This window comes from Rhizobium sp. BR 314, from assembly GCF_047445805.1.
Taxonomy (GTDB): domain Bacteria; phylum Pseudomonadota; class Alphaproteobacteria; order Rhizobiales; family Rhizobiaceae; genus Rhizobium; species Rhizobium lusitanum_B.
In genome coordinates this window covers 1-12,409 of sequence record NZ_JARWLA010000078.1, presented here as the reverse complement: position 1 = coordinate 12,409, position 12,409 = coordinate 1, and the positions used below count along the sequence as shown (strand labels likewise).

The window sequence follows — 12,409 nt, the reverse complement described above, 5'->3', positions numbered from 1 at the left end:
CTGAATCCGGGTTAACAGTCATGCTCGGATGATTTCGGCCATGTATTGTGGGTTTCTGCCTGCTTTGTTTCGTCTGAGTTTGATACTGCGCTTGTCGTTATGGCTTCGAACCATGTTGATGGCGAAGTGTCGGACGACGGCCATGTTGGCTGGTCCATGCCCGGTTCGAGATCGGGCGGCATCCTCGTTGAAGGTGACGTCGAGTACCCAATGGAGGGAGTTCTCGATGGCCCAATGGCCACGTATGGCCTCGGCGAACTGGAGCGCGGTCATCGACCGYGAGGAGATATAGAAGCGGACCTGGCTGCTTTGCCTGGACTTTTCATAGACTTGTGCTTGCACCTTGACGATGGTGGCGATGGACGGGAAGCGGTATTCGCCGGGAAAGCGCCTGTCGCCGGAGAGCCAGTCGATTTGAGTGGAGACGGTGACCCGCCGCTCTTCGACCCGGCCATGGCCCTTGTCGACTTCGGTCACGGTTGAGGTGAGGTTTGCCGGAGCGTCGGCAAAGAAGCGCTCGATCTCACCCATCAGGCCGGGCTGATTGGCCTTGGCCGCCAGGAGGTAATCAGCGCCTGCATCGAGCACCGCCTRGGCGGTTTTGGCATTGCAGGCAATGGCGTCGATGGTCACGAGCGCGCCTTTCAGGCGATCYTTTTCGGCCAACCGTTCCAGCAGCAAGGGGATGGTGTCCTGCTCACAGCTTGTCGTTGCCACTGCCTCTTGTCCAAGAACCAGCCGTTCACGGGTGGCGAAAGCCGAGACGAGATGCAGCGCCGCCCGGCCGTTGGCCCGGTCATGACTGCCGCGCGAGGTCTTTCCGTCAATCGCCACCAGCGCCGGAGCATCGGGTCGAAGCGTCGCCGCCCAGGATATGAAGCAGTTCGAAAACAGGTCCGGATCGATCCGGTTGAGCAGAATGCGCAGCCAGCGCGAACCCGGTATGCCATGGTGATAGGGAAGAAACCGACGTAAAAACGCCAGGTTATCCTCYCCCCATTCGACGAYCTCGTCAAAATCGTCGCATGCGCCGATCGTCCCGCAAACGACCAGAAGAAGCACCTCGGGTAACGGATGGGCGACCCGCCATTGCTCCCGCTCATCCTCAACGAGACTAAAATGGTCCAGCAAAACCCGCAGCCGCGGGCGATCGTCTTCAAACATGTCGGCCTCCAAATCACCGACACTCTTGAATCACACCCAAACCGTTCAGGGAAGAAACGTTAACCCGAGTTCAGAGCCGTGCCAGCGACGCATCAATTCCCACAACATAGTCCCCGCTTGTCCCCCGCTTGATGCTTGGGGCCGAAATCATCGGACCCGCTTCACCATCGTCGCTCTGAGGCACAGTCATCTTCTTGGCTATGCGGAGCGCCGCCCCATTGCGGCATCTGGCTTCGTCGTTTGAGCGCGCCCTCACAACGGGCATGCTAGATCGGAAACAGATATCAATCTTCACAGCGCCTCTTCGAGTTCCGGCAGTGCCTCGAAGAGATCGGCGACGAGGCCGTAGTCGGCGATCTGGAAGATCGGTGCCTCCTCGTCCTTGTTGATGGCGACGATGACCTTCGAGTCCTTCATGCCGGCGAGATGCTGGATGGCGCCTGATATGCCGCAGGCGATGTAAAGCTGCGGTGCCACCACCTTGCCGGTCTGGCCGACCTGCCAGTCGTTCGGCGCGTAGCCGGCATCGACGGCAGCGCGGGAGGCGCCAACGGCCGCCCCGAGCTTGTCGGCAACCGGCAGAATGACTTCCTTGAACTTCTCCGCCGAACCGAGTGCGCGTCCGCCCGAGATGATGATCTTGGCCGAGGTCAGTTCCGGACGATCGGAGGTCGACAGCGCATCGGCGACGAAGCTCGAAAGACCGGGATTGGCGACCGCCGGGATTGCCTCGACAGTGGCCGAACCGTCTTCTGCGGCGGAAGCGAAGGAGGCGGTGCGCACGGTGATCACCTTCTTGGCATCGCTTGCCTGCACCGTCTGGATGGCATTGCCGGCATAGATCGGCCGCTTGAAGGTGTTGGACGAAACCACCTCGATGATTTCCGAGACCTGGGCGACATCGAGGAGAGCTGCGACACGCGGCATGACGTTCTTGCCGACCGAGGTAGCAGCCGTCAGGATGGTGTCATAACCTGCCGCCAGCGAGACGATGAGATCGGCAAGCGGTTCGGCGAGATTGTTGGCAAGCTCGTCGCTTTCGGCCAGCAGCACCTTGGAGACGCCGGCAAGCTTGGCGGCGGCATCGGCCGCAGCCTTGGCGGCTTTGCCGGCCACCAGCACATGGATATCGCCGCCGATCTGAGTGGCCGCCGTCAGCGCCTTGGCGGTCTGGTCGGAAAGATGGGCATTGTCGTGGTCAGCCAGAAGAAGAATGGCCATGGTGAAGTTCTCCCTTTCTATCCTCAGAGCACGCCGGCTTCGGTCTTCAGCTTCTCGACCAGTTCGGCGACCGACTTGACCTTGACGCCTGCCTTGCGGCCGGACGGCTCTTCGGTCTTCAGCACCTTCAGCCGCGGTGTCGTATCGACGCCGAAATCGGCAGGCGCCTTCTTGTCGAGCGGCTTCTTCTTCGCCTTCATGATGTTCGGCAGCGAGGCGTAACGCGGCTCGTTGAGGCGAAGATCCGTGGTCACCACCGCCGGCAGCTTGACCTCGATCGTCTGCAGGCCGCCATCGACCTCGCGGGTCACCTTGGCTTTTCCCTCGCCGATCTCGATCTTCGAGGCGAAGGTCGCCTGCGCCGAACCCAAGAGGGCCGCCAGCATCTGGCCGGTCTGGTTCGAGTCATCATCGATCGCCTGCTTGCCGACGATGATCAGGCCCGGCTGTTCGGCATCGGCAACACCTTTGAGGATCTTGGCGACGGCCAGCGGCTCGACCTGATCTTCGGTCTCGACCAGGATGGCGCGATCCGCGCCCATGGCAAGGGCGGTGCGCAATGTCTCCTCGGCCTTGGCCGGTCCGATCGACACCACCACCACTTCCTCGGCCTTGCCGGCCTCCTTCAGCCGCAGCGCTTCTTCGACCGAAATCTCGTCGAACGGGTTCATCGACATCTTCACATTCGCAAGCTCGACGCCCGAACCATCCGGCTTCACCCGGATCTTCACGTTGTAATCAACTACCCGCTTCACGGGAACGAGAATCTTCATGTGCAGCACTCCTGATCAGCGGCTCGGAACCGGCGTATCGCCGCAATAATCATAAAAGCCTCTGGCGACTTTGCGTCCTAGCCATCCCGCTTCGACATATTTCACCAACAGTGGACATGGGCGGTACTTGCTGTCCGCCAGGCCTTCATGCAGAACGTTCATGATGGCGAGGCAGGTATCGAGGCCGATGAAATCAGCCAGTTCCAGCGGTCCCATCGGATGATTCGCGCCAAGCTTCATGCTCTGATCGATGTCGAAAACCGAACCGACACCCTCGTAAAGCGTATAAACGGCTTCGTTGATCATCGGGACCAGAATCCGGTTCACGATAAAGGCGGGGTAATCCTCCGCAACGACTGCGGTTTTGCCGAGTCGTTGTACGACGGCGCGGACAGCCTCGAAAGTCTCGTTGCTGGTCACGATTCCACGAATGAGCTCGACGAGCTGCATGACCGGAACCGGATTCATGAAGTGGAGGCCCATAAACTGCTCGGGCTTTCGAGTCCGTCCGGCTAGACGGGTGATCGAGAGCGAAGACGTGTTTGAGGTGAGGATCGCTTCCGGCTTCAGGTGAGGTCGGAGATCGTCGAATAATTTCAGCTTGACCGGCTCGCTCTCCGCCGCCGTCTCGATGATCAGATCGAGCGTGCCAAGTTCGGGCAGGTTTACGGTCGTCCTGAGGCGTCCAACGGCGCTCAACATTGCCTCGGCCGCGATCGTTCCCCGTGCCACCTGCCGGTCCATATCCTCGCTAATTTTGGCGACCGCGGCGACGAGCCGATCCGCGTCGACGTCCATCAGCGAGACCTCGAATCCCGCAATTGCAAGCACATGAGCGATACCGCTGCCCATCTGCCCGGCGCCGAGCACTCCGATGGTTTCGATCGTCATTTCGTGTCTACCCTCGACTCTTCGGAAGAAAAGCTCCAGCGTCCAGCACCCAAAAGCGGCGAGGCACTGTCGAGCGTGAGGAGGCTGCGCGACAAGCCGATCGGCGTTCTCAGGCCGGACAAGCCTTCCGGAGCGATCTTAAGCCGGCGCGCCTTGATCTGCGGATCGTCGATCGCCTCGGCGACGCTATTGATCGGTCCTCCCGGAACACCCGCCCCTTCAAGTGCGGCGATCAGTTCTGCTTTCGGCCGAAGTCGCGTCTTTTCCGCAATTATCGCGCAAAGCTTCTCGCGGTTTTCCACTCGTGCGGGATTGGTGGCGTAGGCCGGGTCTCCGGCGAGCGCAGCGAGATCCAGCAGGTCGCAAAGGGATGCGAACTGCCGATCGTTGCCACAAGCGATAATGAGATGACCGTCGAAGGCCGGGAAAACCTGATAGGGCACGATATTCGGATGAGCGTTTCCCATACGGTGAGGCACGTTGCCGGTTGCGAGATAATTCATGGCCTGGTTGGCAAGGACGGAAACTCCGACGTCGAAGAGCGCCAGATCGACATGCTGGCCAACGCCGGAGCGGTCGCGCTCGGCAAGCGCTGCCTGAATGCCGATGACGCCGTAAAGTCCGGTAAAGACGTCGATCCAGGCGACGCCGACTTTCTGCGGTTCACCGTCTGGCTCACCGGTCAGGTCCATAATTCCGCACATACCCTGTATGAGGAAATCGTATCCTGGCTGACGGGCGCGCGGGCCTGTCTGACCGAAACCGGTCACCGAAGCGTAGACGATCCGCGGATTGATCGCGGCGATGCTTTCATAATCGAGACCGAATTTTTGCAGCCCGGCAACTTTGAAGTTCTCAATCACAACGTCAGCTTCTGCGATCAATGCTTTGACGCGCTCAAGACCCTCGGGATCGCCGAAGTCACAAATGACCGACGACTTGCCTCGGTTTGCCGCATGAAAATACGCCGCCACCTTCTCAGCGCCGCCCTTACCGTCCGGGCGTTCGATAAAGGGTGGCCCCCAACTGCGGGTGTCGTCGCCCTGCGGGCTTTCCACCTTGATAACCTCGGCGCCGAGATCGGCGAGTGTCTGGCCGATCCAGGGACCGGCAAGGATGCGGGCAAGTTCGACGACTTTCAGGCCGGCAAGCGGTGCACTGTTCGGACCGCCCATCAGAAGAACGCCTGAATACCGGTCTGGGCGCGGCCGAGGATCAGTGCGTGGACATCATGCGTGCCCTCATAGGTGTTGACCGTTTCAAGGTTCTGGGAATGGCGCATGACGTGGTATTCGATCTGGATGCCGTTGCCGCCGTGCATGTCACGGGCTTGCCTGGCGATATCGAGCGCCTTGCCGCAGTTGTTGCGCTTGACGATAGAAATCATTTCCGGCGCGAACTTGTGCTCGTCCATCAGGCGCCCTACGCGGAGTGAAGCCTGCAGCCCCAGTGCAATCTCCGTCTGCATGTCCGCCAGCCTCCTCTGGAAGAGTTGAGCGCCAGCCAGCGGTTTGCCAAATTGAACGCGGTCCAGTCCATATTGCCGCGAACGCAACCAGCAATCCTCGGCAGCGCCGAGCACGCCCCAGGAAATGCCATAACGGGCGCGGTTCAGGCAGCCGAACGGCCCCTTGAGACCCGAAACATTCGGCAGCAGGGCGTCCTCGCCGATCTCGACGCCGTCCATCACGATCTCGCCGGTGATCGAGGCACGCAGCGACAGCTTGCCGCCGATCTTCGGCGCCGACAGGCCTTTCATGCCCTTTTCGAGGATGAAACCGCGGATCTGGCGGTTATGAGCTTCCGACTTCGCCCAGACAACGAAGACATCGGCGATCGGCGCATTGGAGATCCACATCTTTGAGCCGCGCAGGCGGTACCCGCCGTCGATTTTCTCGGCGCGGGTCTTCATGTCGCCGGGATCGGAGCCGGCATCCGGCTCGGTCAGACCGAAGCAGCCGATCAATTCCCCGGATACGAGGCCCGGTAGATACTTGTCTCGCTGTTCTTCCGAGCCATAGGCATAGATCGGATAGATCACCAGCGACGACTGGACGCTCATCATCGACCGATAGCCTGAATCGACGCGTTCGACCTCGCGCGCAACCAGGCCGTAAGAGACGAAGTTGGCGCCAGCCGCCCCATATTTTTCCGGCAACGTTACGCCGAGAAGCCCGGCCCTGCCCATCAGCCGGAAGAGACCGGGATCAGTCTTCTCCTCAAGATAGGCATCCCCCACGTGCGGCAGCAATTCGGCCTCTGCAAAGGCCTTGGCAGCATCGCGGATCATGCGTTCCTCTTCAGAGAGCTGCTCCTCCAAGAGGAAGGGATCGTCCCACGCAAACGCGCTCGTCTGTGCGGAAGACATGGCTGTGGCGGAATTTGTCGTCACGGATTTCCCTCGAATGAAATGCGACCTCGGATATCGAAGCTGCTTGCTCATGCATTTACCGATTGTGTTTCGCGAGAAATAACCCTATTTAGATGTGATCTAATTCATAAAATGCATAGGTTTGATGCGCCCGCGTCGGTTCCTTCCCTCCATGAGCCTCCTCTCTGCGTTCGAAGCCGTCTTGCGCACCGGCTCAACGGCGGCGGCGGCGCGTGAGCTTGATTTGACACAGAGCACTGTGAGCCGCCTCGTGCAGAATCTGGAGCAGCAGCTTGGCCGGCCGCTCTTCGAGCGACACAGGCAGAAGCTCATTCCGACGGAAGCAGCCCATGCCTACGGGCGGAACGTGAGCCGCGCGCTCGATCTCATCCAGCGGGGCAGCATGGAATTCGCCGCCAACCCAGGCGGCGGCACCCTGTCGCTGGCTATCCTGCCGGCTTTCGGTACGCGATGGCTGGCGCCGCGGTTGGGCGCATTCCTGGTCAAACATCCAGGTATCACGATCAACCTCGCGACGCGGCTCAAGCGCTTTAACTTTGCCGCCGAGAGTTTTGACGCAGCCATTCATTTTGGAGCAGACGATTGGCGGGATGCCGACCATATGAAACTCTTCGAGGAGCGCCTGACGGCGTGCATTTCGCCAGCGCTCCTCGCTGAACATCCGATTGACGACATCGCGGACATGGCGAGGTTGCCACTTCTGCAACTGGAAACCAGGCCGACCGGCTGGAGGATCTGGTTTGCCGCTCAGGGAGCGCGACCGGCGAACGTGACGGGGATGCTTTTCGACCAGTTCGCGACGATGACGCAGTCGGCGATCTCCGGGCTCGGCGTGGCTCTTCTTCCGGCCTATCTCGCTGACACTGAAATAATCGAAGGGCGCCTGGTACCGGTCCTGAAGAGATCGGTGCCGGGCTCGGGGTCCTACTGGCTCGTCTGGCCGCAATCGCGGACCAATTACCCGCCGCTCGAAGCTTTCCGCGCCTGGCTGGCCAAAGAAAAGGTCTCGGGAACCTCGTGAGTCTTAGCAGCAAGACGGGAAGCGGCTGTGTCGTTTTCGTGACAGTCATCATCGCCACATTATAGTCGGCCCGAGCTTGTGGGCATGCATGATGTGTCCCTCATTTCGGGCAACGGATCGTGTCCCGCCGGGTAGTGTAGGTCCTGAGGATTAGATGGCCATCAGTTTTTTTCCGGCAGGGTCGGGCTGTTCAAGACCAACCTGATGGAAAGACACCGATGACCGACGATATGATGAACGTGCGCTCGCTTGTTGAGAAGAGTGCCGATGCCGATTTGCTACGGGAGATGATCGGCGTTGCCGCCGAACGGCTGATGGAGCTGGAGGTCGGCAGTGCGACCGGTGCTGGCTACGGCGAGAAGAACGCGATGCGGCTGGCCCAACGCAACGGCTACCGCGACCGAGACTGGGACACGTCGCATGGCGGAAAAGGCTCTGACGGCTGTTATCCAGGAAGCTTACATCCAAGGCATCTCAACGCGTTCCGTCGACGATCTCGTCAAGGCGATGGGTATGAGCGGCATCTCCAAGAGCCAGGTGAGCCCTCTGTGCGAGGAGATCGATGTCAAGGTCAAGGTTTTCCTCGAAAGACCCATCGACGGGCTGGCCCTATCTCTGGATCGATGCCCACCTATCTGAAGGTCCGGCGCGGTGGCCGCATTGTTTCCGTTGCCGTTATCATCGCCGTCGGCGTCAATACCGATGGCAGGCGCGAGGCTCTGGGCATGGAAGTTGGCACTCCCGAAGCCGAGCCGATCTGGACGGAGTCCCTGCGTAGGCTCGCCCGCCGAGGTCTGCGCGGTGTGAAGCTCGTCGTCTCCGATGCTCATGAGGGCCTCAAGGCCGCCGTCACCAAGGTTCTCAGTGCCACATGGCAAAGATGCCGGGTTCACTTCATGAGGAACGTGCTGGCGCACGCCGGAAAGAGCGGCAGACGCGTCGTATCCGCCTTCATCGCCACTGCTTTTGCTCAGGACACATCGGAGGCGGCGAGCACCCAGTGGCGCAACGTCGCCGTCCAGATCCGGCCGAAAGTGCAGAAGCTCGCCGCCATCATGAATGATGCCGAAGAGGATGTGCTCGCCTGCATGACCTTCCCGAAAGAGCACCGGGTCAATTGCATTCAACAAATCCGATCGAACATCTCAATGGCAAATCAAGCGACGCACCGAGGTCGTTGGCATCTTTCCCAACGACGAAGCCATCGTCCGTCTCGTCGGCGCACTGCTGCCCGAGCAAAACGATGACTGGGCCGTCCAACGTGCCAGGTACATGACACTTGAGACAATGGCATCAATGAGCGATGATCCGGAAATCAGCCTGCCTGCAGTCACGCGCTGAAATCCCACTCCGGCGCTCGCCGGAAAACACGGCTACCTGCCGGAAGCTACACCAATCCCTTAGGCTGAGACACGATCGGGAAACGTGAAACAGCGCATGGGTAGTGCCTCCGGATGACGCTGGTCCGAGTTGAGTCGGCAATTCCGGGCCGTCCTCATTTCGAAGCTAGGCGTACTGAGCTATCGGCGCGAATATCGCCTCTCTTTGAACGTGGCGAGCGACGGCAACCTTGTTACGGATGGAAGTCTGCCGAACCTCTTGTTGACGATCCAGGATCGTTGATCGGATGATCGGATGTGTGGAGGGGCGGAATGTTCGGTCGCCTGCGTAGAGGGGGCACCTCTGGCGATCTCGCGTTTCGTAAGCCAACCAAACCGCCTTCGCGTGGATGACTGGCTCAACGCTTGCAGGCGCGCGCCCTTTGCCGGTTTGTCGCGTATTCGCGCGAAGCTTCGCGTTCTGCCGCGCGACGATCAAGGTGGAAGTTCCTCCCAGATCGCCGCGCTATAGCGTTCCGCCATTCGTTCCGCTGATCCTTTGTCGATTATAGTTTATATCGAGGCCACCACGCGTGCATCAATCTAAATCAGACGCAAGTTCACGTCCCTAACCCAATATCCCGCCATGCCTCGACGCTCGGTGGTCCAGCGCAGACTGATATTTTAGTACGCTCGCCGATCTCATAGACGACCGCGCCAACGGTCATCGGTTCCGTCGCCAGTTGCGGGGCAACTAGCGAAACCTCACCGCCGGCCCGGCATGCCGCCAGTGCCGCCTTGACATCATCCGTGGTTACCCGCACGTCATCAAGATCGAGATGCAAGCTTTGGAGGCGACCGCGCGAACTATCGCTTCCTGCGAGGGGTATTGTCGCCGAACGCCTGTCGTCGCTCGCAAGCGGATGATTGGTATGCAGCGAACATCTAGACTTAGTAGCGAGCGGCAATACTTTGCCCGCGGAGCATTCGACAGTCGCGATGTTCTGACGGTCTCCCAATTGATAGTTCTGTCCCGAGGCGTGCGGAACGTCATGCAGGAACCTAATGGCGTCCGACACGCTCGAGCAGGCGAGGGCGCCTCGCATCACGAAAGCCACTGGCAACCCTGTCGGGCTGACAGCCAGTTGTGATAAGGTGTTCACACAGACGCCGACCCCGCGCTCGGACACGCCCATCAGGCCAATCAGACCTGCAGATGTGAAGACCATGGTCTCACCGGCTTCCGAGTCCTGCGTTTTCAGCAAAACCTGCGCCCCGTCGTGCCATCGTGGCAAGTCCATTGTTTGAGCAATTATTGTCGGGATAGGCCCGCAGGGGGCGATTGCAAGGCTGGAGCAATGTCCGTCTCCAGTGGAGCGGCCGAACCACCACTCCTCATCCAGTAGCTGGAGCGCAAATGCGGTTTCGTGGGCGATGTTGGATCCTTCCGCTATTCCTGCAACCTCTTCGGCGAGGTGGGGTGTGTGTCGCTTCACCGCATCGCCGAACCGTGTTGCCGCCAAGAAGCGCGGAATGAACGTCTTGGCGGTGACGCCGTAGGCTTCCGCGATGGCGTCATGCCAGCGCATTATCTTTTCAGCGATAGCGGTGCGCAGCGCTTCTCCATGAGTGCGTCCTCGTTGACGGGGCGACCCAGCGCAGTCAATGACGGAAAGGAGATCGGTCTTCATTGGTCCTCCAATTTAAATGCGTGTCGCAAGCGGTGTTGCAACGGTATCGGCGTTTCAATCTCAGAACACCTCGAGAAGACGCTTCGTACGTGGTGTTAGGATTTCGAAACCTTCCTCTGTAATTGCAATGGAATCACCGAACCCGGCGGCGACCTCCCCAAACACTCTGAACGAGTAGCACGCGTGGAAGCACATCCCCGGCACGAGAATCTGGTCAGACTCTGCCAGCCAGATCGAGTTTTCAGGCCAGGACGGAGGAAAGGCCAGGCCGACGGGATAGGCCTTCCACGACCTGAATTTCTCAGTCAGGTAGTCAGCCAAAGTGGAGCCTACTATTCGGGTTCCAAGGCGAGTTCGCGCGTCCAAACTCATCAGTTCGCACTTCGTGCTAGTCAGAACGTCTCGCATAGTTCGGCGGGGCTTCAGATTGCTATAAAGTGTCTCAAGACAATGGAGCGCGACATCTGACAGAAGGCGTGTACTATCTGACGCACGCCCTGCTATCGCCGTGGAATAAAGCGGCGCGTTATAGCGCTCATGGACCCCACTCATCTCCATGATGATGGGGTCGCCCCGCTTGATCTTGTTCCTACGAAACGAAGAATGCACTATAGCATGCCAATCTCCGGTACGGATGATGGGATCAATGGAGAAATATTCACTGCCTGCGCGGATCATACCTGCAGACGCCGCCGCGGCAATGTCATTGTCGGTGATGCCCTCCTGGATGATCGCTTCTGCTGCCGTCAGACCAGCTACCGAATAAAGCCCGGCCTTGCGCATATAGGTAATCTCTGTTGGGGACTTTACGGCACGAATGCGAGTGACCAAACCGGACGCATCGGCCACTATTGCATTAGGAAATGCAGAGCACAGTTTCGAGTAGGCATACGGAGTTAGTCCCTTTTGCCGACTCTCCAAGCCAATTTTTTTCGGCGTTGAATTTAAACTGTCTATGATTAAGGCTAGTTCCGTACCAGCCTCATCCATGCGACTCCACATTATCGACTCGATGCGCTCGACATTAGTATGGACGCGGCCAAGATCGACCTCCAGATCGCAAACATGGAGAACTAGGTTTCCCTGCGCAGGAAGGATCAAGCAGGAATACCAGTCCGATACCAATGTTTGAAAACCTGTTAGATAGCAGATATTGGAAAGGTCGGTAACGAGCAGCACGTCAATCTCAGCTTGCGCCATTTTCTCGCGCACGCGCTGAACGCGATAGTTGTAGTCTTTCTGCTCGAAAGCCGTAAACTTAAACGGTTGAACCTTTGGAGTCGCTTCAGTAGTAGTCATTGAACGATGCTTTCTGTGATGGTGGAGGCGTCGGGCGCAACGGCATACGCCTAAATGCGTCCGGGCGAACTCGGCTCGAATGCTGGATGAGAAAGAGCCTTTTCTGTGTTCTGCGTGTCGGTTCGCCGGTCGACTAATTTCCGCAGTTTATTGCACTCACTCGGTGCAGTGTCCACAACGATCCTGTCCGATTCTCGAACTGCGAGTCTCCATCTTTAGTTGAGGAAACAACAAGCGCGGTTGCGATGCGGCAGTTACTCTCGTCTGAAGCTAGACCATTTGTAATTCCCTGTGTTTGTGGCTGGGACAAGCCTCAGTCTGCTCCTTTCAGCGACATCGGTACTTCTGATAGTTAGAATGCATAGCGAACTCTCTCCTGCAATGCAACGCATGTTTTATAAGTTCAACTTGTGATGCAAACGTCCCGCTCTTTTTCAGGAGGACAAGGTCCTTGGGTCTTGTGATCAAAGAACCTCTGGACCTCTGGACCTTGGTACGCATTCGGCGAGTACCGCATTAATTTCGTATTTGCACGTGATAAGCTCTCGCAATGGATATCGACGAAGACAAGATCGACGATGCGGTGCTGGCGCTGTTGTGGCTGACGCTGCATGACGGGTATCGAGCCTGGAAGGGTT

Annotated in this window: 10 protein-coding genes and 1 pseudogene; 2 read left to right on the top strand and 9 right to left on the bottom strand. The window is 58.8% G+C overall.

The window, feature by feature from the left end:
- Window positions 1–18: 18 nt before the first annotated feature.
- The 6 genes from QD461_RS35975 to QD461_RS35950 all read right to left on the bottom strand — a co-directional run bounded on the left by QD461_RS35975 (window position 19) and on the right by QD461_RS35950 (window position 6,417).
- Window positions 19–1,164 (bottom strand): ISAs1 family transposase, encoded by a 1,146-nt coding sequence (locus tag QD461_RS35975; RefSeq protein ID WP_414091572.1) that lies wholly within the window; start codon window positions 1,162–1,164, stop codon window positions 19–21.
- Between the two features lie 291 nt (window positions 1,165–1,455).
- Window positions 1,456–2,385: an electron transfer flavoprotein subunit alpha/FixB family protein gene (locus tag QD461_RS35970; protein WP_004128985.1), complete on the bottom strand. Its 930-nt coding sequence runs from the start codon at window positions 2,383–2,385 to the stop codon at window positions 1,456–1,458.
- 23 nt (window positions 2,386–2,408) lie between these two features.
- The gene (locus QD461_RS35965) at window positions 2,409–3,158 is read right to left on the bottom strand and encodes an electron transfer flavoprotein subunit beta/FixA family protein (protein WP_004128988.1); all 750 of its coding nucleotides are present in this window, start codon (window positions 3,156–3,158) and stop codon (window positions 2,409–2,411) included.
- A gap of 15 nt (window positions 3,159–3,173) precedes the next feature.
- Entirely contained in the window at window positions 3,174–4,049 is an 876-nt protein-coding gene (locus tag QD461_RS35960; RefSeq protein ID WP_004128992.1) for a 3-hydroxybutyryl-CoA dehydrogenase, read from the bottom strand.
- Entirely contained in the window at window positions 4,046–5,224 is a 1,179-nt protein-coding gene (locus tag QD461_RS35955; RefSeq protein WP_004128995.1) for a CaiB/BaiF CoA transferase family protein, read from the bottom strand. Before QD461_RS35955 ends, QD461_RS35960 begins: the two co-directional genes overlap by 4 nt.
- Window positions 5,224–6,417: an acyl-CoA dehydrogenase gene (locus QD461_RS35950; protein ID WP_015342015.1), complete on the bottom strand. Its 1,194-nt coding sequence runs from the start codon at window positions 6,415–6,417 to the stop codon at window positions 5,224–5,226. The genes QD461_RS35955 and QD461_RS35950 overlap by 1 nt, the downstream gene beginning before the upstream one ends.
- Window positions 6,418–6,565: 148 nt before the next feature.
- Here QD461_RS35950 and QD461_RS35945 point away from each other — a divergent pair, with 148 nt between their 5' ends.
- Both QD461_RS35945 and QD461_RS35940 read left to right on the top strand, forming a co-directional pair.
- Window positions 6,566–7,462 carry a LysR family transcriptional regulator gene (locus tag QD461_RS35945; protein ID WP_004128999.1) on the top strand — a complete coding sequence of 299 codons (897 nt, stop codon included), beginning with the start codon at window positions 6,566–6,568 and terminating at the stop codon, window positions 7,460–7,462.
- A gap of 218 nt (window positions 7,463–7,680) precedes the next feature.
- Window positions 7,681–8,803: pseudogene (locus QD461_RS35940) on the top strand (IS256 family transposase).
- Window positions 8,804–9,401: 598 nt separating this feature from the next.
- On the opposite strand, the gene QD461_RS35935 reads toward QD461_RS35940, so the two are convergent.
- The 3 genes from QD461_RS35935 to QD461_RS35925 all read right to left on the bottom strand — a co-directional run.
- Window positions 9,402–10,472 (bottom strand): C45 family autoproteolytic acyltransferase/hydolase, encoded by a 1,071-nt coding sequence (locus QD461_RS35935; protein ID WP_414091571.1) that lies wholly within the window; start codon window positions 10,470–10,472, stop codon window positions 9,402–9,404.
- Window positions 10,473–10,532: 60 nt separating this feature from the next.
- Window positions 10,533–11,771 (bottom strand): M24 family metallopeptidase, encoded by a 1,239-nt coding sequence (locus QD461_RS35930; RefSeq protein ID WP_004129006.1) that lies wholly within the window; start codon window positions 11,769–11,771, stop codon window positions 10,533–10,535.
- Between the two features lie 403 nt (window positions 11,772–12,174).
- Window positions 12,175–12,409: hypothetical protein (locus tag QD461_RS35925; protein ID WP_414091570.1), on the bottom strand; the 235-nt coding region annotated here is incomplete at its 5' end.